The 25,592-nt window shown below is 30.4% G+C and carries 21 protein-coding genes, 1 tRNA gene and 1 riboswitch; of the genes, 12 read left to right on the top strand and 10 right to left on the bottom strand.

Features of this window, described 5'->3' with window-relative positions:
- Window positions 1-6: 6 nt before the first annotated feature.
- From ACYPV9_RS11950 to ACYPV9_RS11905, 10 genes are all read left to right on the top strand, one after another.
- Window positions 7-1,062, top strand: a complete 1,056-nt coding sequence (locus ACYPV9_RS11950; RefSeq protein ID WP_459744032.1) for an NAD(P)/FAD-dependent oxidoreductase — start codon at window positions 7-9, stop codon at window positions 1,060-1,062.
- 57 nt (window positions 1,063-1,119) lie between these two features.
- Window positions 1,120-1,449: a 2Fe-2S iron-sulfur cluster-binding protein gene (locus ACYPV9_RS11945; protein ID WP_299063651.1), complete on the top strand. Its 330-nt coding sequence runs from the start codon at window positions 1,120-1,122 to the stop codon at window positions 1,447-1,449.
- A gap of 10 nt (window positions 1,450-1,459) precedes the next feature.
- Window positions 1,460-2,215, top strand: a complete 756-nt coding sequence (gene epsC / locus ACYPV9_RS11940; RefSeq protein ID WP_459744030.1) for a serine O-acetyltransferase EpsC — start codon at window positions 1,460-1,462, stop codon at window positions 2,213-2,215.
- A gap of 4 nt (window positions 2,216-2,219) precedes the next feature.
- Window positions 2,220-3,113 (top strand): cysteine synthase CysM, encoded by an 894-nt coding sequence (gene cysM / locus ACYPV9_RS11935; RefSeq protein WP_299063657.1) that lies wholly within the window; start codon window positions 2,220-2,222, stop codon window positions 3,111-3,113.
- Between the two features lie 131 nt (window positions 3,114-3,244).
- Window positions 3,245-3,354, top strand: a riboswitch (SAM riboswitch).
- A gap of 50 nt (window positions 3,355-3,404) precedes the next feature.
- Window positions 3,405-4,394, top strand: a complete 990-nt coding sequence (locus tag ACYPV9_RS11930; protein WP_299063659.1) for a homocysteine S-methyltransferase family protein — start codon at window positions 3,405-3,407, stop codon at window positions 4,392-4,394.
- Between the two features lie 13 nt (window positions 4,395-4,407).
- Window positions 4,408-7,083, top strand: a complete 2,676-nt coding sequence (metH, locus tag ACYPV9_RS11925; protein WP_459744026.1) for a methionine synthase — start codon at window positions 4,408-4,410, stop codon at window positions 7,081-7,083.
- Between the two features lie 283 nt (window positions 7,084-7,366).
- Window positions 7,367-8,323, top strand: coding sequence for a methylenetetrahydrofolate reductase [NAD(P)H] (gene metF / locus ACYPV9_RS11920; RefSeq protein WP_459744024.1), 957 nt, complete (start codon window positions 7,367-7,369; stop codon window positions 8,321-8,323).
- Window positions 8,324-8,546: 223 nt separating this feature from the next.
- Window positions 8,547-8,864 carry a thioredoxin gene (trxA, locus tag ACYPV9_RS11915; protein WP_036783166.1) on the top strand — a complete coding sequence of 106 codons (318 nt, stop codon included), beginning with the start codon at window positions 8,547-8,549 and terminating at the stop codon, window positions 8,862-8,864.
- Between the two features lie 66 nt (window positions 8,865-8,930).
- The gene (locus ACYPV9_RS11910) at window positions 8,931-9,854 is read left to right on the top strand and encodes a DUF58 domain-containing protein (RefSeq protein WP_459744021.1); all 924 of its coding nucleotides are present in this window, start codon (window positions 8,931-8,933) and stop codon (window positions 9,852-9,854) included.
- A gap of 64 nt (window positions 9,855-9,918) precedes the next feature.
- Window positions 9,919-9,992: transfer RNA gene (locus tag ACYPV9_RS11905), tRNA-Asp, on the top strand.
- A gap of 55 nt (window positions 9,993-10,047) precedes the next feature.
- On the opposite strand, the gene ACYPV9_RS11900 is transcribed toward ACYPV9_RS11905, so the two are convergent.
- The 9 genes from ACYPV9_RS11900 to lpdA all read right to left on the bottom strand — a co-directional run bounded on the left by ACYPV9_RS11900 (window position 10,048) and on the right by lpdA (window position 22,521).
- Window positions 10,048-11,583 carry a YifB family Mg chelatase-like AAA ATPase gene (locus ACYPV9_RS11900; protein ID WP_459744018.1) on the bottom strand — a complete coding sequence of 512 codons (1,536 nt, stop codon included), beginning with the start codon at window positions 11,581-11,583 and terminating at the stop codon, window positions 10,048-10,050.
- Window positions 11,584-11,631: 48 nt separating this feature from the next.
- Window positions 11,632-14,211 carry a phosphoenolpyruvate carboxylase gene (locus ACYPV9_RS11895; RefSeq protein ID WP_299063676.1) on the bottom strand — a complete coding sequence of 860 codons (2,580 nt, stop codon included), beginning with the start codon at window positions 14,209-14,211 and terminating at the stop codon, window positions 11,632-11,634.
- 126 nt (window positions 14,212-14,337) lie between these two features.
- Window positions 14,338-14,733 carry a hypothetical protein gene (locus ACYPV9_RS11890; protein WP_459744015.1) on the bottom strand — a complete coding sequence of 132 codons (396 nt, stop codon included), beginning with the start codon at window positions 14,731-14,733 and terminating at the stop codon, window positions 14,338-14,340.
- A 50-nt stretch (window positions 14,734-14,783) separates the two neighbouring features.
- A complete protein-coding gene (locus tag ACYPV9_RS11885) occupies window positions 14,784-16,754 on the bottom strand; it encodes a protein-disulfide reductase DsbD family protein (RefSeq protein ID WP_459744013.1) in 1,971 nt (656 codons plus the stop codon).
- 92 nt (window positions 16,755-16,846) lie between these two features.
- A complete protein-coding gene (gene tilS, locus ACYPV9_RS11880; protein ID WP_459744011.1) occupies window positions 16,847-18,166 on the bottom strand; it encodes a tRNA lysidine(34) synthetase TilS in 1,320 nt (439 codons plus the stop codon).
- A gap of 22 nt (window positions 18,167-18,188) precedes the next feature.
- A complete protein-coding gene (locus ACYPV9_RS11875; protein WP_299063689.1) occupies window positions 18,189-18,425 on the bottom strand; it encodes a hypothetical protein in 237 nt (78 codons plus the stop codon).
- 19 nt (window positions 18,426-18,444) lie between these two features.
- The gene (locus ACYPV9_RS11870) at window positions 18,445-19,749 is read right to left on the bottom strand and encodes an anthranilate synthase component I family protein (protein ID WP_459744009.1); all 1,305 of its coding nucleotides are present in this window, start codon (window positions 19,747-19,749) and stop codon (window positions 18,445-18,447) included.
- A gap of 62 nt (window positions 19,750-19,811) precedes the next feature.
- Window positions 19,812-21,032 (bottom strand): acyloxyacyl hydrolase, encoded by a 1,221-nt coding sequence (locus ACYPV9_RS11865; RefSeq protein ID WP_459744007.1) that lies wholly within the window; start codon window positions 21,030-21,032, stop codon window positions 19,812-19,814.
- Window positions 21,033-21,120: 88 nt separating this feature from the next.
- Complete coding sequence (gene lpdA, locus ACYPV9_RS11860) at window positions 21,121-22,521, bottom strand: dihydrolipoyl dehydrogenase (RefSeq protein WP_459744005.1); 1,401 nt, start codon at window positions 22,519-22,521, stop codon at window positions 21,121-21,123.
- A gap of 135 nt (window positions 22,522-22,656) precedes the next feature.
- On the opposite strand from lpdA, the gene ACYPV9_RS11855 reads away from it, so the two are divergent.
- Entirely contained in the window at window positions 22,657-23,130 is a 474-nt protein-coding gene (locus ACYPV9_RS11855) for a heme-binding domain-containing protein (RefSeq protein ID WP_459744003.1), read from the top strand.
- Window positions 23,131-24,369, top strand: coding sequence for a glycosyltransferase (locus tag ACYPV9_RS11850; protein WP_459744001.1), 1,239 nt, complete (start codon window positions 23,131-23,133; stop codon window positions 24,367-24,369).
- A 1-nt stretch (window position 24,370) separates the two neighbouring features.
- On the opposite strand, the gene ACYPV9_RS11845 is transcribed toward ACYPV9_RS11850, so the two are convergent.
- Window positions 24,371-25,582, bottom strand: a complete 1,212-nt coding sequence (locus tag ACYPV9_RS11845) for a carboxypeptidase-like regulatory domain-containing protein (RefSeq protein WP_459743999.1) — start codon at window positions 25,580-25,582, stop codon at window positions 24,371-24,373.
- Between the last annotated feature and the right edge of the window lie 10 nt (window positions 25,583-25,592).

The following is a 25,592-nucleotide window of genomic DNA, read 5'->3' as shown; positions in this document are numbered from 1 at the left end:
ACAATTATGATTATAACAGATATATTAATTATTGGTGCAGGACCAACAGGTTTATTTACAGTTTTTGAAGCAGGATTATTAAAACTAAAATGTCATTTAATTGATGCTTTGCCACAACCAGGTGGTCAATGTTCAGAGATTTATCCTAAAAAACCAATTTATGATATTCCCGCTTATCCAGAAATTTTAGCAGGAGATTTAACAACTAAACTACTAGAACAAACAAAACAGTTTGAGCCAGGTTTTACTTTAGGAGAAAGAGCAGAAACAATAGACAAACAAGAAGATGGTACTTTTATTGTTACTACTAACAAAGGAACAAAACATCACGCTAAAATTGTTGCAATTGCAGGTGGTTTAGGGTCTTTTGAACCTAGAAAACCAAAAATTGATAATTTAGAAAGTTTTGAAGATAAAGGTGTTGAATATATTATAAAAGAACCAGAATTATACAGAAACAAAAAAGTTGTAATTTCTGGAGGAGGAGACTCTGCGTTAGATTGGGCAATTTTCTTATCAGACGTGGCATCAGAAGTAACTTTAATTCATAGAAGAAACGAATTTAGGGGAGCTTTAGATTCTGTAGAAAAAGTACAAGAATTAAAAAATTTAGGTAAAATAAGGTTAATTACTCCGGCAGAGGTAAAAGGTATTTTAGGTAAAGATAAAGTAACAGGTGTTGCTGTAGAAAAGAAAGGAGAAGATGCCTTTATAATTGATACAGATCACTTTATACCTCTATTTGGTTTGTCTCCAAAATTAGGGCCAATTGGCAACTGGGGATTAGAAATAGAGAAAAATGCAATCAAAGTAAATAACGCTTTAGACTATCAAACAAATATTCCGGGTATTTATGCAATTGGAGATGTGAATACTTATCCAGGGAAATTAAAATTAATTTTATGTGGTTTTCACGAAGCAACTTTAATGTGTCAAAGTGCCTATAAAAGAATTTTTCCAGATAAAAAATATGTAATGAAATATACAACTGTTGGTGGTGTAGATGGTTTTGATGGAACAAGGAAAGAGGCCCCAAAAGCAGTTGTAAAAGCAATAGAATAGTCGGTTATCTGTTAGGTTTCCGTAACTTTGCAGACAATATTATTAAAAGTGAAGCAGATGCAAGACATCAACATAAAAATTACAGATAGAAATGGCGTAACACATGATGTTGTTGCACCTACAGATATGGCAATGAATTTAATGGAGGTTGTTCGTTCCTATGAGTTAGCAGAAGAAGGTACAATTGGTATTTGTGGCGGTATGGCAATGTGTGCATCTTGCCAATGTTATGTGAAATCTGAACATGATTTGCCAGAGATGACAGATGATGAAGATGCAATGTTGGCAGAAGCTTTTAATGTAGAAGATAATAGTAGATTGGGTTGTCAAATTCAAATTACGCCAGAAATAGATGGCTTAGAAGTAGAATTAGCACCAGAATCTTAAAATTGTATTTATGAATGAAGTTTCTATAAATATAAAACAGCAAAACTACAGCATGTGTTTAAGAGATGCTGTAGAAGTTTTTACAAAAGAATTAATTAATTGCATATTTGATTCAAATTATAATAGTACTTATGGAGAGGCTACAAAGAATAAATTCTTAAAAATTTTAGATAGATTATCTATAGAAAATGAAGTTTGTTTTTGGGTGGATTTTGAGAAGTCTTTTAAAGAAATTAGAAGAAAATTAGATTTAGATGCATTAGCAGCTTTAAATAGCGATCCTGCAGCTAAAAGTTTAAGAGAAATATATTTAGCGTATCCGGGGTTTTATGCAATTGCAGTGTATAGATTAAGTAACCAATTATTACAACAAAAAATACCTGTGTTACCAAGAATGATGAGTGAATTTGCTCATAGTATAACAGGTACAGATATTCATCCAGGAGCACAAATTGGTGATTCTTTTTTTATTGATCACGCGACCGGAATAGTTATAGGAGAAACAACTGTAATAAAAAACAATGTTAAAATATTTCAAGGCGTAACTTTAGGAGGAATTCAAGTTAAAAAAAGTATGGCGTCTACAAAAAGGCATCCAACCATAGAAAGTAATGTTGTTATTTATGCAAACGCTACAATTTTGGGTGGTGATGTGATTATAGGAGAAAATTCTGTAATTGGAGCAAATGTTTGTATTACAGAAACCGTTTTAGAAAATTCTGTGGTAACCGTACAATCAGAAAATAAAATTTTTCAAAGAAATTAATTAAATGAAAACAAAGAGTATCATAGATTTTGTAGGCAATACACCATTAGTAGAAGCGCAAAATATCTTTAAAAAAGATGGCGTAAAGCTACTTTTAAAATTAGAAGGTAATAACCCTGGCGGTAGTGTAAAAGATAGAGCAGCTTACAATATGATTTCTGAAGCCTTACGAAGAAAGAATATTAAGAAAGGTGATACTTTAGTAGAAGCAACAAGTGGTAATACCGGAATAGCATTGGCGCTTATGGCTAAGGTTTTAGGTGTTAATATGGTGTTGGTTTTGCCAGAAAATTCAACAATAGAAAGAGTAAAAACTATGCGTGCTTATGGTGCCAAAGTTATTTTAACTCCTGCAGATTTAGGCATAGAAGGATCTAGAGATTATGCTTTAAAACTTAAATATAAAAAAGGATATTTTAGATTGAATCAGTTTGATAATACAGACAATTCTAAAGCACATTATAAAACAACCGGACCAGAAATTTGGAGAGATACAGAAGGTGAAGTAACGCATTTTGTATCTGCAATGGGTACAACAGGTACTATAATGGGAGTATCAGATTTCTTAAAAGAGCAAAATAAAGATATTAAAATAGTTGGTGCTCAACCTTTAGATGGTGCTAAAATACCTGGCATAAGAAAATGGCCCCAAGAATATTTACCAGCAATTTTTACAAGATCTAAAGTAGATGAGGTAATAGAGGTTGGCGAAGAGGAAGCTAAAAAAATGACACAAAGATTGGCTGCTGAAGAAGGGATTTTTGCAGGTATGAGTAGTGGTGGTTCTGTTGCAACAGCAATTAAAGTAGCAGAAAGATTAGAAAAAGGAGTAGTAGTTGCAATTGTTTGTGATAGAGGTGATCGATATTTATCTTCAACTTTATTCGAAAAAGAGTAACAATTACTTAAGTAACTTTTGTTATTTGTAAAAATAATAAGGGGAAAAGTTATTTAAATTTTTAATATAATAATTCTGCAAATAAATAAATAATGCGTTTATTTGCAGTACAGTTCATAAACTTATTAATTACGTTATCACGAAAGGTAGAGGGATTAGACCCGATGAAGCCTTGGCAACCTCTCATTTTATGAGAAAGGTGCTACATTCTACAAGTTTTTTTAAACTTGACAGATAACAGCAAAGAATTTTTCCTTTCCTGATGACATATATTGATAAAAATATCAAAAAATGTCAGAGATATACAAAGCTTTACAAGAACGAATTTTAGTTTTAGATGGTGCGATGGGCACAATGCTACAAGCTTATAAATTTACAGAAGAAGATTTTAGAGGAGAACGTTTTAAAGAATATCCTTCTCCACTTCAAGGTAACAACGATTTATTATCTATTACACAACCAGAAGCTATCAAAACCATACACGCTAAATATTTTGAAGCGGGTGCAGATATTATAGAAACCAATACTTTTTCTGGTACTACAATAGCAATGGCAGATTATCAAATGGAAGATTTGGTGTACGAGCTAAATTATCAATCTGCAAAAATTGCCAAAGAAGTTGCAAATCAATTTACAGCAAAAGAACCACATAAACCTCGTTTTGTTGCGGGGTCTATAGGGCCTACAAATAGAACTGCAAGTATGTCTCCAGATGTTAATGATCCTGGTTTTAGAGCAGTAACTTTTGATGAATTAAGAATTGCCTACAAACAGCAAGTAGAAGCTTTATTAGATGGCGGTGCAGATATTTTATTGGTAGAAACCGTTTTTGATACTTTAAATGCAAAAGCAGCCTTATTTGCTATAGAAGAAGTAAAAGCTGCTCGAAATATAGAAGTTCCAATTATGTTAAGTGGAACAATAACCGATGCTTCTGGTAGAACTTTATCAGGGCAAACGGCAGAAGCATTTTTAATTTCTGTTTCTCACATACCGTTATTATCTGTAGGGTTTAATTGCGCTCTAGGAGCCAATTTATTGCAACCACATTTAGAGGCAATAGCAAACAAAACAGATTTTGCCATATCTGCGCACCCAAATGCTGGTTTGCCAAATGCTTTTGGAGAGTACGACGAAACTCCTGAAGAAATGGGAGAACAAATAGAAGAATACCTAAAAAAAGACTTGATTAATATTATTGGTGGTTGTTGTGGTACATCACCAGAACATATAAGAGTCATATCAAATTTAGCTTCAAAATATAAGCCACGTAAAGTTTAATAAAGGTAATCTAATGAAGATAAAACAAACAAAATATATGAAATTGTCTGGTTTAGAACCTTTAATTCTAAACGAAAACAGCAACTTTATAAATGTAGGAGAACGAACAAATGTTGCAGGGTCACGCAAGTTTTTAAGACTGATTAAAGAAGAGAAATTTGATGAGGCTTTAGATATTGCAAGACATCAAGTAGATGGTGGTGCACAGATTGTAGATATTAATATGGATGATGGTTTGATAGATGGAAAAGAAGCCATGGTTCGTTTTTTAAATTTAATTGCTGCAGAGCCAGATATATGTAGAGTTCCTATGATGATAGACAGTTCTAAATGGGAAATTATTGAAGCTGGTTTACAAGTTGTACAAGGAAAATGCGTTGTAAATTCTATTTCGTTAAAAGAAGGAGAAGAAAAATTTATTTGGGAAGCAACTCAAATAAAAAGGTACGGAGCCGCAGTGATTGTAATGGCTTTTGATGAAGTTGGGCAAGCAGATAATTACGAAAGACGTATAGAAATAGCAAAACGTTCTTATGATATTTTAGTTAATAAAGTAGGTTTTGCATCCGAAGATATAATTTTCGATTTAAATATTTTTCCTGTAGCAACAGGTATGGATGAGCATCGTAAAAATGCCATCGATTTTATAGAAGCAACACGTTGGGTGCGTCAGAATTTAGAAAACGTGTCTGTAAGTGGTGGGGTAAGTAATGTGTCATTTTCTTTTAGAGGTAATAATACTGTTAGAGAAGCTATGCATTCTGTTTTCTTGTATTATGCCATACAAGCGGGTATGAATATGGGAATTGTAAATCCTGCAATGCTAGAAGTGTATGATGATATTCCGAAAGATTTATTAGAACATATAGAAGACGTAATTCTAGATAGGAGAGACGATGCTACAGAACGTTTATTAGATTTTGCAGAAACTGTAAAAGGAACCAAAAAAGAAAAAACTGTCGATTTATCTTGGAGAGAAAACCCTTTACAAGATAGAATTACACATGCTTTGGTTAAAGGTATTGATGCATTTATTATTGAAGATGTAGAAGAAGCAAGACAACAAGCAGAAAAACCAATAGAGGTTATTGAAGGTAATTTGATGATTGGTATGAATGTGGTTGGAGATTTATTTGGAGCAGGAAAAATGTTTTTACCCCAAGTAGTAAAATCTGCACGTGTAATGAAAAAAGCAGTAGGTTATCTAAATCCTTTTATAGAAGCAGAAAAAGGTGAAGAGCAAAAAGCGCTTGGTAAAATATTAATGGCAACAGTAAAAGGAGATGTACATGATATTGGTAAAAATATTGTGTCTGTTGTTTTAGGTTGTAACAATTACGAGATTGTAGATTTAGGAGTTATGGTTCCGCCAGAAAAAATTATTGAAGCTGCAAAAAGAGAAAATGTAGATGCAATTGGTTTAAGCGGATTAATTACTCCGTCGTTAGATGAAATGGTCTATTTGGCTAAGGAAATGGAGCGTCAAAATTTTAAATTACCGTTATTAATTGGTGGTGCAACAACTTCTAAAGCGCATACAGCAGTTAAGATAGATACACAATATAAAAATGCTGTAGTTCATGTAAATGATGCTTCTAGAGCAGTAACTGTTGTGGGTGATTTGTTAAACAAAAAAACCAATAACGAATATGTAGCAAAACTAAAGAAAGATTATGATGAGTTTAGAACAAAGTTTTTAAAACGTGGTAAAGAAAAATCATATATTTCTATAAAAGAAGCTCGTAAACGTAAGTATAAAATTGATTGGAATACTTCTGAAATTGTTAAACCTAAAGAACTAGGAATTCAGACTTTAGAACAGTTAAGTTTAAAAGAATTAGTGCCTTTTATCGATTGGAGTCCGTTTTTTAGAAGTTGGGATTTACACGGGAAATTTCCTGATATTTTAACAGATGAGATTGTAGGGGAGCAAGCAACAATAATGTATAAAGAAGCAAATGTTATGATTGATGAAATTATAGCAAATCAATCTTTAAAGCCAAAAGCAATTTTTGGTTTGTTCGAAGCAAACTCTATCCATGAAGATGATATTTCTGTACATAAAAAAGGAGGCGAAGAATTTATTTTTAGAACTCTAAGGCAGCAATTAAAGAAAAGAGAAGGCATACCAAACCATGCATTAGCCGATTTTATTGCACCAAAAGATTCTGGTAAAACAGATTATATGGGTGCTTTTTGTGTGGGTATTTTTGGAACACAAGAATTGGCAGAAAGTTATAAAGCTAAAGAAGATGATTATAATGCAATTATGGCGCAAGCAATTGCAGATCGTTTTGCTGAAGCTTTTGCAGAATATTTACACAAACAAATTAGAACAAAACATTGGGGTTATGCTTCTAATGAAATTTTAACTAATGACGATTTAATTAAAGAAAGTTACAAAGGTATTCGTCCGGCGCCCGGTTATCCTGCTTGCCCAGATCATTTAGAAAAAGAAACAATTTGGAGTTTGCTTAACGTTGAAGAGCAAATAGGTGTTAAGCTAACAGAGAGTTTAGCAATGTGGCCTGCCGCCGCAGTTTCTGGTTATTATTTTGCAAATAAAGAAGCCAAATATTTTGGTTTGGGTAAAATAACAGACGATCAAGTTACAGACTACGCAGAACGTAAAGGTATTACAAAGCAAAAAGCTAGAAAATGGTTGCATCCTAATTTAGCAGAAGAGTAAGCCCGCGTTAGCGATTGAAGTGACATCCTTATTTGAGGAACGAAAAAAAGATATAACGAAAAGCGCGACCTGAAAGGGAACGCCCAAAAGAAATAATTAATTAACAATTAATTTTATTTAAACTAACAACTAATAAAAGAAGAAATAAGAGTTTTGCAGTAAATATTAAAAAAATGAAAAAACATAGAATAGAAATAGTTTTCTTTCTAAGGCTTTTAACATTAACTGTAACTGCACTAACAATTGCTTATTTCATCTAGATTACTGAATAAATTCAGGAACGATGAAGATTACAGATCACATTAAAGAAGCCAACGGAAAAACATTATTTTCATTTGAAATTATTCCGCCAAAAAAAGGAAATAATATTCAAGAATTGTACAACAACATAGATCCTTTAATGGAGTTTAAACCTCCGTTTATAGACGTAACAACTTCTAGAGAAGAATACGTTTATATAGATAAAGGTAACGGTTTATTAGATCGAAAAATTACTAGAATGCGACCAGGTACAGTTGGTATTTGTGCTGCAATTAAACATAAATACGATGTAGATACTGTGCCACACGTACTTTGCGGTGGCTTTAGTAAAGAAGAAACAGAGTATGTTTTGGTAGATTGTCATTATCTTGGTATTGATAATGTTATGGCGTTAAGAGGAGATGCGATGAGTCATCAAAAGTATTTTGAACCCAATAAAGACGGTAATCATTATGCAAAAGACTTGGTTTCTCAAATTCAAGATTTAAACTGCGGAAAATATCTACACGAGGTTGTAGAAGCATCAAATAAATCTGATTTTTGTATTGGTGTTGCAGGATATCCAGAGAAACATTTAGAATCACCATCTTTACAAACCGATTTAAAACGATTAAAAGAAAAGATTGATGCTGGTGCAGATTATGTTGTAACACAAATGTTTTTCGATAATCAGAAATATTTTGAATTTGTAGCTGCCGCAAAAAACGCTGGTATTAATGTACCAATTATTCCAGGAATTAAACCAATTGCCGTTAAACGTCACCTGCAATTATTACCACAAGTTTTTAAAATTGATTTACCAGAACCTTTAATTAATGCTGTAGAAGATTGCAAAAACAATAAAGCCGTTAGACAAGTTGGTATAGAGTGGGCTATACAGCAATCTAAAGAGCTATTGGCGGCTGGTGTACCGGTTTTACATTATTATTCTATGGGGAAAAGTGATAATGTACAAGCTATTGCTACTGAACTTTTTTAAAGTATCAAAAATTTTTATATCTTTAAATTGTAGTAGTTTTAGATGAAGAATTATTAATTTTTGATTTGAAACAGCTTGTTTTTTGTGATAATCTATTTTTGTAAGCATAAAGACTATTGATAGACTAATAGTAAAAAGTAATTTTTTTGAAATATAGAAAGTAAATAAATTGTTTACTTTTGCAGTACAAAATTAGAAATAAGAACTTTTAAAATATAAAAAAATGGCATTAGAAATAACAGACGCAAATTTTGAAGAGGTAGTATTAAAATCTGACAAACCAGTATTAGTAGACTTTTGGGCTGCTTGGTGCGGACCTTGTAGAATGGTTGGGCCAATTGTTGATGAAATTCATACAGAATATGATGGTAAAGCTGTTGTAGGTAAAGTAGATGTAGATGCAAACCAAGAATTTGCTGCTAAATATGGTGTTAGAAATATACCAACCGTTTTAATTTTTAAAAACGGAGAAGTTGTAGATAAGCAAGTTGGTGTTGCACCTAAAAATGTTTACACAGGTAAAATTGATGCTGCTATATAAGTAGTATTAACATATTAAATAAGATAAAGGTTTGGCTAACGTCAAACCTTTTTTTATTTTGGTAGTATGGTAAATTCATCCGAAGTTAAATCATCAGAAATAAAAAACTTAGACATTCTTGCAAGACAAGTTGTAGAAGGCTTTATAACGGGTATTCATAAAAGTCCTTTTCATGGGTTTTCTGTGGAATTCTCTGAGCATAAATTATATAATAAAGGCGAAAGTACAAGACATATAGATTGGAAGTTATTTGCTAAAACAGAAAAATTATATACAAAAAAATACGAAGAGGAAACAAATTTAAGATGTCATATTATTATCGATAATTCGGCTTCGATGCATTATCCCGTTGTAAAAAGGCAGACAATTAATAGTTTAAATAAAGTTGGTTTTTCGGCAATTGCGGCCGCTGCGTTAATGGAAATTCTTAAAAGACAAAGAGATGCAGTTGGTTTAAGTGTTTATTCTGATGTCTATGAATATTATGCGCCAGAAAAAGGGAGTGATCGACACCGAAAAATGTTGTTAAACCAATTAGAGCAACTATTAACATTAAAATCTAAGAATGCTACAGAAACTTATAAATATCTTCATGAAATTGCAGAAAAGATTCATAGAAGATCTTTAATTTTTGTTTTTACAGATATGTTTCAGCCAAATAAACAGAACGATTCTTTATTTGAAGCACTAAAACATTTAAAGTACAATAAACACGAAGTAGTTTTATTTCATACTTATGATGAAAAAACAGAATTTAATTTTAATTTCGATAATTCTCCAAAAAAATTTATTGATATAGAAACTGGTGAAGAAATTAATGTTTTTGCAGAAAATGTTCAAGAAAAATACAAAGAATTAGTAAAAGAGTATTTTAAAAACCTAAAAAACAAATGTTTACAATACAAGATAGATTATGTTCCTGTAGATATTAATAAAGGTTTTAATGATGTTTTAACCGCTTATTTAATTAGTAGAAAAAAAAATATTTAATTTTTTTAAAAAAATGCTTGCAGATATTAAAAACTGTGTTATATTTGCAACCGCTAAGAGCAACGGTCTGGTAGTTCAGCTGGTTAGAATACCTGCCTGTCACGCAGGGGGTCGCGGGTTCGAGTCCCGTCCAGACCGCAAAAAGCATCTCAATTTTGAGATGCTTTTTTCATTTTACAATGTTTTATAATTTTTACCCTAACCAACCTTCTCTGTCTAAACTTCGATATTGTATTGCTTCTGCAATGTGATCTGGAGAAATATTGTCTGAGTTAGCTAAATCAGCAATGGTTCTAGAAACTTTTAAAATTCTATCGTAAGCTCTGGCAGATAGATTCAGTTTTTCCATCGCAGTTTTTAAAAGAGTTTTACTTTCTTCAGACAGTTTACAGAACTGTCTTATCTGTTTTACGTTCATTTGAGCATTATAATGTACGTTTTCTAAATCTTGAAATCTTTTTGATTGTAATTCTCTCGATGCTGTTACTCGCTTTCTAATCTCTACAGAAGATTCTCCTTTTCTTTCTTCTGATAATTTATCAAAAGGGACAGGTGTAACTTCTATATGAATGTCTATTCTATCTAATAGCGGGCCAGAAATTTTGCTTAGATAACGTTGCATTTCTTGCGGAGTGGAAGTCATAGGTGAGTTTGGGTCATTGAAAAAACCACTAGGACTAGGATTCATACTAGCAACCAACATAAAACTACAAGGATAAGTTACTGTAAATTTAGCTCTAGAAATTGTAACGTCTCTATCTTCTAGTGGTTGACGCATAACTTCTAAAACGTCTCTTTTAAACTCTGGTAATTCATCTAAAAACAATACGCCATTATGTGATAAAGAAATTTCACCAGGTTTTGGGTATTGTCCGCCACCTACTAATGCAACATTTGAAATTGTATGATGTGGGCTTCTAAATGGTCTTTGATACAAAAGACCTTCATTTTTAGTTTTACCAACCACAGAATGTATTTTTGTAGTTTCTAAGGCCTCATGTAGCGTCATTGGAGGTAAGATTGAGGGCAAACGTTTTGCAAGCATTGTTTTTCCTGATCCTGGTGGGCCAATTAGAATAATGTTATGTCCTCCTGCTGCAGCAATTTCCATACAACGTTTTATCGATTCTTGCCCTTTTACATCCGAAAAATCAAATTCTGGAAAATCGATATTTTTATAGAACTCTGCTCTTGTGTCTACAATGGTAGGTTCAATTTTTTTATCATCATTAAAATGATTAATAACTTCAAGAATGTTCTCTACACCTAAAACTTCTAAATTATCTACTATTGCTGCTTCTTTTGCATTTTCTTTAGGAAGAATTAAATACTTATAACCTTCTTCTCTCGCTTTTATCGCAATGGGTAATGCTCCTCTTATGGGTTGTAAACTTCCGTCTAAAGAAAGTTCTCCCATAATTATGTATTGGTTTATGTTTGGTGATTTAATTTGATTAGATGCGGCAAGAATACCTACAGCTAATGTTAAATCATAAGCAGCTCCTTCTTTGCGAATATCCGCAGGAGCCATATTTATAATGATTTTCTTACCAGGAAGTTTGTAATTGTTGTTATTTAACGCGGCAGAAATTCGGTAAGAACTCTCTCTAACAGCGTTGTCTGGCAAACCTACTAAATGGTAGCCAATACCTTTGTCTATATTTACTTCTACGGTAATTGTAGTTGCCTCAATACCAAAAACGGCTGAGCCATAAACTTTTACAAGCATACTTTTTTCTTTAAATATAAAGAAAAAAAGTATGCTTTAGTTTTTTATTTATGCAGAGTTTCTACTTGCGTTAATATTTCCGAATAAAGAACGCATCACCATTTTCTCATATACTTCTAATTTTTCTGAGTTTTCATCAGAATTTTGAAGTTCTTGAATCTGTTTTAATGCAAACTGCTGAATTGTAAGAAGAGGTAAAACTATTTGTTCTCTAATTTCTATAGAGGCTTTTCCTACAGGGAAGTTTTCCATTAAATCTTTGTGACCAGTAAGTTTTAAAAGTAATCTTTTAGTTGTTTTGTATTCTTCGTAAATAAGTTTCCAGAAATCACCAAATTCTTTATCGTTAGCCATGTATGCTGTCAATTCAAAAAATGATTTAGTTAAACTCATCATACTATTTTCTAACAACGTTTTAAAGAAGTCAGATTCATTATAAAAAGCAATTACTTCATCAAACCTATCTGCGTCTTCGTATTTCTTTAAAGCGGTTCCTACACCAAAAAATCCTGGTACATTTTGTTTTAACTGGCTCCAGCTTCCAACAAAAGGAATTGCTCTAAGAGCAGAGAAATCTAATTTGTCTGAGCCACCACGCTTACTTGGTCTACTACCAATATTGGTTTTAGCATAGTATTTTAACGTACTCATTTTTTCTAAGTAAGGTAAAAACTGTGGATGATTTTTAAAGTCGACATAAGTTTGGTAACTAGTAGCTGCCATGTCTTCTATTAATTCTCTATTTTTTTCGTTTAATTGATCTTTTGTAAAAATATCATTTTTAATACCAGAACTTAATAATTGTTCTAAGTTGTATTGTGCAGAATTTTCTGTACCAAAATTAGAACTAATTGTTTGTCCTTGTATTGTTAATTGAATTTCTTTATCTTCTATTGTTGGTCCTAAAGATGCATAAAATTGGTGAGTTTTTCCACCACCACGTGCAGGCGGTCCTCCACGTCCGTCAAAGAAAATTACCTCAATATCAAATTCTCTAGAAATTTTTGTTAATGCTTCTTTTGCTTTAAAAATTCCCCAATTAGCCATTAAATATCCACCATCCTTGGTACCATCAGAAAAACCTAACATTATAGTTTGTTTGTTTTTTCTTTTTTCTAAATGATATCTATATGTTCTGTTGCTATAAAGCTTACGCATTACATCTTCTGCGTTTTGTAAATCTTCTACAGTTTCAAAAAGAGGTATTACATCTACGGGTAATTCGTTTTCAAAGCCACAAAGGTTTAGCATTGCAAATGTTTCCATAACATTTAATGCTGTTTGGTTGTTACTTATAATGTAACGGTTTGCGCCTCTTTCTCCGTTTCTTTTTTGAATTTCTTTTAAAGCGTAAATAGATTCTATAGTGCTTACAGAAGTTTCATCAGTTAAAGATTTTGGATCGATACTTCCCTTTACAACAGATAAAATTTCTATTTGCTCATCTTCTGTTAAATGTTCGTAGTTATTAGGAAAAGTAGTATCGCCAATTTCTTGTAAATCTTTAACAATTTGAGTAAATGCTTTATGATGCACTCTACTGTCTTGTCTAATATCTAAAGTTGCAAAATGGAAACCAAAAATTCTAACTTTATTAATAAAATCATCTAATTCTTCAATAAATAAAGATTGATGTTTTGTTTCTACAATTTTTCTTGCTTCTGCAAGTTCTTGCAATAATATGCTTTGAGAGAAGTTTACTTTACTATAACTTCTTACAACGTGTTTGTATAGTCTTTTTTCGATCTTAGTTAAAATCTCTTGTACACCATCAAAAGTAAAACGTCTTTTAAGTTTTCTAACATCTCTATAATAGCTTCTTAATACAGATTGTCTTAATCTTTCTGCAACGTCTAAAGTTATTTGTGTTGTTACAAATGGGTTACCATCTCTATCACCACCAGGCCAAAAACCAAGATCTATAATTTCGTTATCCATCGGATTTCCATCATAAATATTGTTTTGAATATAGTTGTATATTTTACTTACAGAATGATAAAATACATTTTCTAAATACCAAATTAAACTCACGGCTTCATCAAAAGGTGTTGGTTTCGATTTTTTATAAAAAGGCGTTTTACCTAGTTGTGCTAAAAGCTTTTTAATTAAAAGCAAATCATCATTTTGAATTGCTTTGTCTAAATCTGTAATAATACCTAATACAGTACCTGGATAAAATTGTGTTGGATGCGCAGTTAAAACAACTCTAACTTTAAATTCTTCTAAATAAGCTTTTAATGCTTCTTTTTTCTCGCTTAAAAGAGCAGTTTCTTTAGAATTTCTAAGAGTACCAACACCGTCCATGTTATTTACAACAGGAAAAGCCGCGTCTTCTATAGCGTCAAACAATACAACTTGTCTTTCTATATATTGTATAAAACGAAATAATAAATCTGTTTTTTCTTTTTCTGAAGGATTTTCTTGGTATTTGCTAAAAAAAGCATCTACAATTTCTGTAGGATTTTTACCTTCTTGAAAACCTTTTTTACATAACTCATTAAACAATGGCAATAAGACACCCGTATTATTTATGGTGTCGAAAGGCAAGGTCATAAAAATACTGTTGTAAATTTGATATTTAGACAATACATTTTCGTTAAAACGAGCTAGCTTAGGTAATCCTGACATATTCTGTTATTTTTATAGAGTAAATCTACAAAAAAGCAAGGTTTCAGAACTTAAGTTTTTGCTAATAATTAACAAAAAAATTACGAAAACGATATAAATTTTATGGTTTTTTAATGAATATAGAATTTATTGTTTATTCAAGAAATATGGCTGAATTCTATTCTCTATACAATGAAGATTCCACCTTGTTGGATCGTTCTTATATCTAAAACCCTTTAAAAGATAGTTGTTTTGATAATTATTATAATCATCGTAAATAAATTCTGATGGCTTTTTATCAATATTAAGAAAATCGATAGCCATAACATTATTTTCGATATCCTCTACATTAAGCGTTACAAATTCAAAAGACTTTAAATTTAATTTAGAATTTAATTTAGAGAAACTATTTGGGTTGTTGCTAAAACTATTAATTGTATAAATACTTGTTGGTGCTTTTGTTATTTTGATATATTTATCTTGAGAAAAAATAAGATTGCTAATTAGCATAAAAACTGTAATAAGAAAAATTTCTGCTTTCATAAATAAGATGTTAGTTGTCAAAATAATAGCATCAATACGTATACCAATTTTTAATTTTTAAAATTATAAATTCCTTTTTCTAACCAATTTTTATATGTCTCTATATCTGTATATTGTTGCGGAGAATTTAAAATTTCTAAATCTGCACTCATTAATATATAATAAGGTTGCGATGCATTTTTAAAATTTAGAACCTGAAATGTAGACCATTTATCACCGTAAGTTTTAATTTTTTTGATCTTTCCGTTTGATTTTTTAAAGTTAAATTGATCTGCTTCTGGCAGCTTTTTTTCATTATCATCTACATATAAAGAAATAAGGATGTAATCTTCTTTTAAAATATTATAAATTGATGGATCACTCCATACGTTTTCTTCCATTTTACGACAATTTACACAAGCCCAACCTGTAAAATCTAATAAAATAGGTTTGTTCGTTTCTTGCGCAGCCTTTAAACCTTCATCAAAATCTTTATAACAATCTAAACCTAAAGGGCAATCGGATTCTTGTTGGTAAATACTATAGAATTGTGGAGGAGGAAAACCACTTAAAGCATTTAAATTCCATGTAGGATTTTTAAATGTTCCTGGAATTAAATAAATTACAAATGCAAACACTAAAATACCAAAAGAAACTCTAAAAAAAGACAATTTCTTAAGAGGAGAATCGTGCGGAAATTTAATTTTACCAAATAAATAAAGTGCTAAACCAATAAAAATTGCAATCCAAATTCCTATAAAAATTTCACGTTTTAAGATTTCCCAATGACCAACTAAATCAGAATTTGATAAAAATTTAAAAGCAAATGCCAATTCTAAAAAACCAAGAATAACTTTAGTGGTATTTAGCCAACCACCAGATTTAGGTAAAGAATTTAATAAATTAGGAAACAATGCAAATAATGCAAAAGGCAAAGCCAAAGCGAGTCCGAAACCTGTCATACCTGCAGAAAGTTGAAAAGCAGGGTTGCCAACTGTACCTAAAGAACCTGCTAGCAAAGACCCTAAAATTGGACCGGTACAAGAAAATGAAACGATTGCTAATGTTAAGGCCATAAAGAAAATGCCAATAAAACCGCCAATATTTGATGCGTCATCCATTTTATTTCCCCAAGAACTTGGTAACGTAATTTCATAAAAACCAAAAAAAGATAAAGAGAAAAAGACTAAAATGATAAAAAAGAAAATATTTAACCAAATATTGGTAGAAATAGTGTTTAAAATACTTGGGTCTAAACCATCAATTAAATGAAAAGGTACACTTAAAAGCATGTAAATTATTACGATAAATAATCCGTATAAAATAGCGTTAAAAACACCTTTACTTTTACTTTGAGATTGTTTTGTGAAAAATGATACTGTTAAAGGAATCATAGGAAAAACACACGGAGTTAAAAGTGCTAATAAACCACCAACAAAACCTAAAAGAAATATATTCATTAAAGAACTACCATTGTTATTATCTAATGTTGTATCTGTTTTAAGGAGTTCTGTGTTTTTTAAATTTAATTTTAACTTCTCGGTTAATCTTTTGCTTTTTTCATCTAAAATTATTTCTTCTTTTTCTAAAGTTTTACCATTTAAAGAAAATAAGAAAGAATCTTCTAATTGTATACAGGCTTCTTTGCAAACTTGCCCATAAATATCTAAAGTTATATTATCAATACTCGAGTCTTCAATTAAAACACGTTGTGTAATGGTAGCATTATTTTTAAAGAAAATTTCTTCTTTTTCCCAAACTTCAGAGTATTCTTTAGCTGTTTTACTCTCTTTTGCTTTACCAATTAATTTATATCCTTTTTTATCTTCTGGAATAACAATTTCTAGAGCTTGTGATGCATCTTCTGGATTATACTGAGAATATAAATGCCAATCTTTTAAGATTTTTGCAGTAAAAATAGCATCGTATTCTGTGTCAGAAATCTTCTGTATTGACGTTTTCCAAACGATAGGATTGTCTTCTGTTTGTGCATTTAAAAAAAAGGAAAAGCACAATGTAAGTAATAAAAATAGTTTTTTCATTTTTCGGTAAATCTCTTATTTTAGAGATGATTAAATAGGTTTGTATCAATAATAGATATTGATATTTAATTTTTTAAAAATACGTAAACCTTTTATAAAAGGCTAATTTTTATAAGAGAAGCAGCGTTAGAAAATGTTAAAAATCTGTTGTCTTGCCTTTTTCCAATTATCCAAATAATTTCATCGGAACCATTACACAAAAGCCAAGTGTTGTTTTTTTCTAATAAAGACATTTTTTCGTCTTTAAAATACTTACTCAGTTTCTTTTTTCCTTGCATTCCTGCCGGATAAAAATAGTCGCCATTTTCCCATTTTCTTACAGACAAAGGGAATTGTAAATGCTCTTTAGAAACGTAAATTGTATTTTTATTTTTTGTTGATTTTTCTGCCAAATGCTCTAAAGTTAAATGAACAGGTTCTAAAATTTCAGTATCCTTTTCATTAATCTTAAAAGTTTTTTGTTGTGTAGTCGAAAAATCTCTTTCAGACAAAATTAAAAAACCTCTATCTTTAAGTAAAGCATGTGTTTTAGAAAAAACTTGTTTACCAGACTGCGCTTTTAGCAAGTTGTAAACATCGTTAAATTCTGTAAAATGATACTTTTCTAAAAGTTGGTATAAATATGCTTTTGGATTTTTTAATTGCTGAATTTTATCAATATTGATTTTAAATGAATTCTTATCATCTACATATTCGATAATATCTTTAGAAACGGTTTCAATTCTATCTTCAATAATGTCTTTACTCTCTTGTAGATTTGCTACAGTTTTAGAAAATGTTGCTAATATATTCGGATTTATTTCTTTTAAAACCGGTAAAATTTGATGCCTTATTTTATTACGAACATATTTTGTAGAAGCATTGCTTTTATCTTCTCTCCATGAAATATTATTAGCTATCGCATAGTCTAAAATTTCATCTCTAGAAAACTGTAAAAACGGACGAACAATAGAGTCGTTTATTTCTGGTATTCCGGTAAATCCATCTAAACCAGAGCCTCGCGTTAGGTTAATTAAAAAAGTTTCTAAATTGTCATCTGCATGATGGGCCGTTAAAACATAATCGAAATTATATTTTTTAATTAATTCTTTAAACCAATTATATCTTAGGTTTCTTGCTGCAATTTGTGTAGATTCTTTCTTTTCTTTTGCTACTTTTTCTGTGTCAAAGGAAATACTATGACACTCAATTTGTAATTTGTTACCTAGTTTTTTAACAAATTCTTCATCTAAATCACTTTCTATATTTCTTAGTTTAAAATTGCAATGCGCCAGAGAAATATCGAATTTTAAAGATGCTAATAAATGAGTTAAAACAACAGAATCTATGCCTCCAGAAATGGCAATCAATAGCTTTTTATCCTTTAAAAAAGGAAGTTTACTATTTATATAGTTAGATAATTTTTGAAGCATATCAATCTTAAAAATACGTAATTTATTGCTGTTTTCTTAACCAAACTCTAATCTCTTTTCTTAAAGAAACTTCGGGTTTTGGTAACGGAATTGTTTTTCCAAACTGTTTGCTTCTATTAAATTTAGAAAATGTAACTTTTAGTTGTTTCCATTCTGCCGGATACAATTCTAAAAACTTATTAAACATATTTTGTTCTGTTGGTGTTTCTGATAAACTCTCTAAAGTTTTTTGAAAAAGTTCTTCTTTATTAAATATCATAATAAGTATTGTTTTCGTTTTACTGCGCGTTTAGTAAAACATATTTCATAGCTTTTGCTTTAAGCAGGCATTCTTCGTATTCATTTTCTACAATAGATTTTGCAGTAATTGCGCCACCCACAGAATATGAAACATATTTTTTTTCTTCGTTGTATAAAATACTTCTAATTACAACATTAAAGTCAAAATCATTTTCTGGTGTAAAATAACCAATTGCACCAGAGTATAAACCTCTTTTGGTTTCTTCTAAGTTTTCTATAATTTGCATTGCAGAAACTTTGGGTGCACCTGTCATACTTCCCATTGGGAAAGTACTGCGTAAAACTTCTACCGGATGTATTAATGCTGTATCTATAGTAGAAACCACTGTAGATATCATTTGATGCACTTGTTTAAAAGAATACACTTTACATAATTCTTCTACTTTTACAGAGCCTTTAGTTGCAGTTTTAGAAAGGTCGTTTCTTACCAAATCTACAATCATTACATTTTCTGCACGTTCTTTTTCATCTCTCATTAAATTTCGCGCAATTTTCTCGTCATCAATTGTGCTAATTAATCTTTTTGCCGTACCTTTTATAGGTTGCGAAATTATTTTACTACCTTCTTTTTTAATATATCTTTCTGGTGATGAACACAAAGCATATTGATTTTCTAGCTTCAAATAAGCAGCAAAAGGTGGCTCAGAAATGTCATTTAAATGTGTATAAACCTGCAACGGATTTATAGTTGCATTTTCTGCGTAAAATTCTTGACAAAAATTGGCTTCATAAATATCACCTCTTTTAATATGCTCTAAAACTTTAGATACTTTTTGATGATATTCGTCTTTATGAATTCGTAATTTTATTTTGATGTCGCTTTTAGAATTTTCAAAAACAGAAGGATTAAAATCCTTAATCGTTTTTAAGTCGCTTTCAATTTCATCATCAACCATTTTCAAGTAATGAAATTCAACGGAGTTTTCTTTTATAAAAACTAATTTTTGAGGTTGAAAAAAATACAAATCAGCAAAATCTAAATTGTCTATATTTTTAGATTTTAAATGTTCTACATCATTTTTTACATCATAAGAAATATATCCAAAAATATAATCTTTTGTTGTAGTTTGATATTCTTTTAACTTATCAAAAGCATTGGTGTAATCTGTTTTTATGGATGTAAATTCTTCTACAGCCAAAGCACAATTAAAATTAGAGTAAGTTTGGTTGTAGTTATTAGAATCTAACCAAAGTGCTGTGTCAAATTGCTGAGACCAAAACAGTAAATTCTGTTTAAAAGCAGCGGTGTTTTCAATAGAAAATGTACGAACAGTTCTTTGCATAATTCTTGCAAAAATACAATTCTTATTGGTTAGAATTATAAAATTTTAAGCAGATTTATAGGTTAAAATGTTTTACCTAATGTAAACTGAATTGGTACTGCTACACCAGAGTTATTTGTGAAAATGTTACCGTTAGAGTAATGCATAATTCTAAATTCTGCGTTATAATCTCGTTTTTTTCCGAAGAAAAAACCAAGACCCATTGTGTCTTGATACGTTATTTTTGGGCCAGTATTAAGGTTGTCTAAATTTCCTTTGGTTAAAAATGTAGGACCAATAAGCGAGTAATTTGCATACAGATCAAAATTATTTCTTCTTAAAAGATAAAAACGCATCGACGGAAAAATAGAAAAAGCAAGAACCTTCTCATTAGTTGCTTCTGTATTAAAAACAGTAATACTTGCACCCCAATCTAAAGAAAATATTTTTTCTGTTCTAAAAACTAATTGTTGGTAGGTAATTGAAAACGAGTTGGCTGCTTTTACTTCGCCAACCCAAAATACAGGTATACCAAAGCTTTCGAAATTACCAACTTTTAAACTCATGCCAAAAAACCTATTGACACCAAAGCCAATTTTACTAGTTCCGTAACTAACTTGTAATAGGTTTTTAGGAAAAAAATGACCATTGTTGCCAAACTTATCAGCCTTTTCTTCAGATAATTTATTAATATGATATTCGAAACCTAAAGTTACTTGAGAAATAGAGGGTTGATTTTCTTTTGTTGATTTAGGCAAGAATGTTCCGTTTAGATTTAATTTCCATTTTTTATTCAACTTATAATTAAACCCAAAACCATATAGGAAACTTGCGTAATGTGCATCAGAATATACAATTTCATCATTTATAGAAAATCCTACTCGGGTTACATTTGCAATTCCGCTTTCAGCAAAAAAAGATAACTTATTATTAAAGTTTATATTTTTCTTTAAAGATAAAGACCAAGCATTTATCCAAACACTATTATGGTAACCAACATTGTTTACGTTTGTATATTGAAACCAAGAAGCAGGTCTTAAAGTTCCAAATTGAACTGCTAAATCTGGTAAAATTTTATAACCTAATAACAATCGTCCAGAAAAGATATTTCTAGAATAAGAATCTGTTTGATAACCCTCTTTTAAATTATCATTAGAAAAAGGATAAAAAATTCCGCCAAAATTAATGCTGTAATATGCTTTTGATAAAAAGGAGTTAGGTTGTGTTTTGAAGTTTGTATTTTCTTGAGCGTTAAAGGTTAAACCCGCTAAAAAAAATAGTAACGTAATAAGTTTCTTTTTCATTTTATAAAAATAGGAAACTTTTTAACATAAAAAAGCACCTAAATATTAGGTGCTTTTTTTATAAATAATTGTAATTCTAATTACAGTTTTATGCATTTAATGGTTTACCGTCCCAAGCAGCTTTTGCAGCTTCTTTAACAGCTTCAGAATAGGTTGGGTGACCATGGCAAATTCTAGCTAAATCTTCTGCCGATGCTCTATATTCCATAGCTACTGCAGCTTCCATAATTAAATCAGCAACACGTGCACCAACCATGTGTACACCTAAAATTTCGTCTGTATTTTTGTCTGCTAAAACTTTAACAAAACCATCAATGTCTCCACTAGCTCTAGATCTACCTAAAGCTCTCATAGAAAACTTACCAGACTTGTAATCTACTTTTGCATCTTTTAATTCTTGTTCTGTTTTACCAACAGCGGCAACTTCTGGCCAAGTGTAAACAATACCCGGAATTAAATTATAATCTATGTGTGGTTTTTCTCCTGCTAAAAATTCTGCAACTACTACACCTTCTTCTTCTGCTTTATGAGCTAACATTGCACCTTTAACTACATCACCTATTGCGTAAATATTAGATACATTAGTTTGTAAATGATCATTTACAGCCACTTGCCCACGTTCGTTAACTTCTACGCCAACTTTTTCTAAACCTAAACCTTTTGTATAAGCTTTTCTACCAACAGCAACTAAACAATAATCTCCGGTAAAAGTAACTTCTTCTCCTTTTTTATTGTTTGCCTTTACAGTAACCTCTTCTCCGTTTCTTTCTACAGAAGTTACACCATGGCTTACAGCAAATTTAATACCTTGTTTTTTAAGAACTTTTTGTAATTCTTTAGAAACATCAGCATCCATAGTTGGTGTAATTTTAGGAGCATATTCTATAACGGTAACATCTGCACCTAAGCGCTTGTAAACAGAACCCAACTCTAAACCAATAACACCACCACCAATAACTAATAAATGTTTTGGTACTTCTTTTAATTTTAAAGCTTCTGTAGATGTAATTACTCGTTCTTTATCTAAAGTTATAAAAGGTAAAGTAGAAGGTTTAGAACCTGTAGCAATAATAATATCTGTACCTTCAATTACTTCTGATGTACCATCGTTTTTAGCAATATTAACATGAGTTTTATCTACAAAAGAACCTAATCCTTCAAAAACATCGATGTCATTCTTATCCATAAGGTATTTAATTCCGCCAGTAGTTGTTTCTACAACTTTAGCTTTTCTATCAACCATTTTACCAAAATCAAACGTTGGTTTTTCAACAGAAATACCGTGTTCTTCAAAATGATGAACGGCATCATAATAATGATGTGAAGAGTCTAATAAAGCCTTAGAAGGTATACAACCAACATTTAAACAGGTACCACCCAAAGTTGAATATTTTTCTATAATTGCTACTTTTTTTCCTAATTGAGAAGCTCTAACTGCAGCTATATATCCTCCAGGACCAGAACCAATTACAATAATATCATATTTCATAAGTAAGTATATTTTGTGTTTTTTGCAACCTAATGCTTTGTTTTTTAATAATAATTGACAAAAATACGGATATTTTCATTAATTAAAGTAAGAATTTAGTAGTTTTACAGTATAAAATATTCTTAAAATTTACAGATGAAAACCGTAAAAAAAATATTAGTTTTTCTATTAGTTGTTTTTGTAATTGCTCAGTTTTTCGGTCCAGAAAAAAACGATGGTGAAATGACTTCTGTCGCTGCTTTTATATCAGAAACAAATCCGCCAGAAGATGTTAAAAAAATATTAGAGACAACTTGTTATGATTGCCATTCAGATAAAACAGTTTATCCTTGGTACAGCAATATTACACCAGTAAATTATTGGTTAGACGATCATATTAAAGATGGAAAAAAACATTTAAATTTTTCTAAATGGAGTTCTTATTCTTTAAAAAAGAAAGAGCATAAAATGGACGAACTTTATGAAGAAGTAGAAAAAGGAGAAATGCCTTTAGATTCTTATACTTGGACGCATGCCGATGCAAATCTTACACAAGAGCAAATTAATGCTGTAGTTGCTTGGGGTAAAAAGGTGCAAGCCGATTATAAACTTCAAATGAATTCTAAATAATTGCAAAATAAAATCCTTTTAATTATTGGTGCTGTTTGGGTAGAACCAAATTCTTCGGCTGCAGGTAAAAGAATGTTGCAGTTAATCAATCAGTTTTTAGAAAAAGGATATCACATAACTTTTGTTTCTGCGGCTCAAAAAAGTGAGAAAGCAATAGATTTAAGATCTTTAGGTATAGAAGAAGCTTCAATTGAGTTAAATCATAGTTCTTTTGATGATTTTATAAAGAATCTTGCGCCAAATATAGTTTTGTTCGATCGTTTTATGATAGAAGAGCAATTTGGTTGGCGTGTTGCAGAACAATGCCCCAATGCAATTACAATTCTAGATACAGAAGACTTACATTGTTTGCGTAAAACAAGAGAATTCTGTGTAAAAAAGAAGATAAATTTTTCTATAGCAGAACTTTTAAAACAAGACATTACAAAGAGAGAAATTGCATCGATTTTAAGATGCGATTTGTCTTTAATTATTTCTACTTATGAAATAGAATTGCTAAAAGATGTGTTTAAAATACCTTCTAACATCATTATGTATCTGCCTTTTCTGTTTAATGAAATAGACGTTTTACAAACCAAAAAATGGCAATCTTTTAAAGAAAGAGAGCATTTTATTTTTATCGGTAATTTTTTTCACAAACCAAATGTTGATGCAGTTTTAACCTTAAAAAAGAACATTTGGCCAATTATAAAAAAATCTATTCCAGATGCAGAATTACATGTTTATGGTGCATATGTTAATCAGCAAATACAAGAATTAAATAATACAAAAGAGGGTTTTTTAATTAAAGGATTTGCAAAAAATGCTAATAAAGTTGTTGAAAAAGCTAAAGTAGTTTTGGCTCCTTTAAATTTTGGTGCAGGAATTAAAGGGAAATTAACAGAAGCAATGCTTTGCGGTACACCAAGTGTAACAACAAGTATTGGTGCAGAAGGAATGGCAAATAATTTTGAGTGGAATGGTTTTATAGAAGATGATTATGCTGCTTTTGCAAACAAAACTATTTTACTTTACAGTGATGAGTTAATATGGAAGAATTCTCAACAAAAAGGAATTCAAATTATAAATGAAATTTATAGTAAACAAAAAAATTCCACACTATTTTTTGATGTTTTAGAAGGCATTCAATCTAATATAGAACAACACAGAAATGCCAATTTCTTAAGAAGTTTACTACTGCATCAAACCATACAAGCCACAAAGTATATGAGCAAATGGATTGAAGAAAAGAATAAGTAATTTATTCTACTACGTAATCTAAAGGTAATGCGTCTGCAAATTTCTCAAAAGACCAATAGCCTTCATAAAACATGTCTAACGGACTAATTAAATTACCATTTTTATCTAAAACTGAAGGAAGTTTTAAAGGAATAATTGAGGATGTTTGTGGTAATGCTTTTCTTGATTTGCTAAATGGAGTTCTTAATATATAGCGTTCTACTTCTAGTTCTTTTGTGTAAACAACGCTTAGATTATTTTCGAATTTTAGATAAAAAACACCGTTTTTAAATTGAATGATATCTTTAATTGGTACTTTAGATTTGTACAAATAATCTTTAAATTTAGGCAATTTTACCTTTTTTAAAATCACTAAAGATGAGTCTAATGCTGTTTTTGGTTTCTTAATAACTTTAGAAAAATTTATTCTATTTCTGTTAAGTTTTACTAATTCTCGGGCTCTTGCAATCTTTTCTTCAGAAGGTCTTTCTGGATTTAAAATTCTTTTAAATTGATGAATTAAAAAACCATCTTGATAGGTGGTTCCTTTTAATAAAGATTGATAAAAATGGGTAAAAGAACCGTTATAAGCTAACATTCTATTAGAACGCCATTTGCGCTTTTTACGTTTGCTTCCTTTTAATTCTTTATATCTAGAATATCCTAAATATGTAACTTCGTTCTTATGGATTTTAAATTCTTCTAACTCGTAAATTATTCTATAACCTAATCCTTTATGAATAATTTGTAAAGGTTTTCTTGCGAATGCTCTTAATAGGTTCTCTTTAGTATCAAAATCAAAATGTAATACTTCAGGATTTGAAATTTTACAAACATCAGCCAATTTTGTAGTTCCAATAAATTCTCTTTTAAATGTTTGCAAGTTATATTTCCATTCATCATCATAAATGGTTTTCCTTATAATTATTTCATTTAATGTATTGTTTTCTTGTTTTAAATTGAAAACTAAAGGTTTTGTATAGTTTGATGTGTTTAATGCAAAATTAATTTTTTTGTAACCTAAATAAGAAACTATTAAATCATATTGTCCTTCTTTTACTGTAATCGAAAATTCCCCATTAGAATTAGTAGTTGTACCTAACATTGTATTGTTAAAATATACAGCTGCACCTTCTAATGGGGTACTTTTTTCAAATACCGTTCCATGAATTGTTATTTGCGATGTAATTTGTATCGAAAAAAACAATGCAATAATGTAAATACAGTCCCTCATACTTTAATAA

Source organism: Polaribacter sp. OB-PA-B3 (assembly GCF_054589375.1).
This window is presented reverse-complemented; position numbering and strand designations above follow the sequence as displayed.

Bases quoted from the DNA above. Each gene is read 5' to 3' on its own strand.
- ACYPV9_RS11950 (WP_459744032.1), top strand. From the start codon at position 7: ATGATTATAACAGATATATTAATTATTGGTGCAGGACCAACAGGTTTA.
- ACYPV9_RS11945 (WP_299063651.1), top strand. From the start codon at position 1,120: ATGCAAGACATCAACATAAAAATTACAGATAGAAATGGCGTAACACAT.
- epsC (WP_459744030.1), top strand. From the start codon at position 1,460: ATGAATGAAGTTTCTATAAATATAAAACAGCAAAACTACAGCATGTGT.
- cysM (WP_299063657.1), top strand. From the start codon at position 2,220: ATGAAAACAAAGAGTATCATAGATTTTGTAGGCAATACACCATTAGTA.
- ACYPV9_RS11930 (WP_299063659.1), top strand. From the start codon at position 3,405: ATGTCAGAGATATACAAAGCTTTACAAGAACGAATTTTAGTTTTAGAT.
- metH (WP_459744026.1), top strand. From the start codon at position 4,408: ATGAAGATAAAACAAACAAAATATATGAAATTGTCTGGTTTAGAACCT.
- metF (WP_459744024.1), top strand. From the start codon at position 7,367: ATGAAGATTACAGATCACATTAAAGAAGCCAACGGAAAAACATTATTT.
- trxA (WP_036783166.1), top strand. From the start codon at position 8,547: ATGGCATTAGAAATAACAGACGCAAATTTTGAAGAGGTAGTATTAAAA.
- ACYPV9_RS11910 (WP_459744021.1), top strand. From the start codon at position 8,931: ATGGTAAATTCATCCGAAGTTAAATCATCAGAAATAAAAAACTTAGAC.
- ACYPV9_RS11900 (WP_459744018.1), bottom strand. From the start codon at position 11,583: ATGCTTGTAAAAGTTTATGGCTCAGCCGTTTTTGGTATTGAGGCAACT.
- ACYPV9_RS11895 (WP_299063676.1), bottom strand. From the start codon at position 14,211: ATGTCAGGATTACCTAAGCTAGCTCGTTTTAACGAAAATGTATTGTCT.
- ACYPV9_RS11890 (WP_459744015.1), bottom strand. From the start codon at position 14,733: ATGAAAGCAGAAATTTTTCTTATTACAGTTTTTATGCTAATTAGCAAT.
- ACYPV9_RS11885 (WP_459744013.1), bottom strand. From the start codon at position 16,754: ATGAAAAAACTATTTTTATTACTTACATTGTGCTTTTCCTTTTTTTTA.
- tilS (WP_459744011.1), bottom strand. From the start codon at position 18,166: ATGCTTCAAAAATTATCTAACTATATAAATAGTAAACTTCCTTTTTTA.
- ACYPV9_RS11875 (WP_299063689.1), bottom strand. From the start codon at position 18,425: ATGATATTTAATAAAGAAGAACTTTTTCAAAAAACTTTAGAGAGTTTA.
- ACYPV9_RS11870 (WP_459744009.1), bottom strand. From the start codon at position 19,749: ATGCAAAGAACTGTTCGTACATTTTCTATTGAAAACACCGCTGCTTTT.
- ACYPV9_RS11865 (WP_459744007.1), bottom strand. From the start codon at position 21,032: ATGAAAAAGAAACTTATTACGTTACTATTTTTTTTAGCGGGTTTAACC.
- lpdA (WP_459744005.1), bottom strand. From the start codon at position 22,521: ATGAAATATGATATTATTGTAATTGGTTCTGGTCCTGGAGGATATATA.
- ACYPV9_RS11855 (WP_459744003.1), top strand. From the start codon at position 22,657: ATGAAAACCGTAAAAAAAATATTAGTTTTTCTATTAGTTGTTTTTGTA.
- ACYPV9_RS11845 (WP_459743999.1), bottom strand. From the start codon at position 25,582: ATGAGGGACTGTATTTACATTATTGCATTGTTTTTTTCGATACAAATT.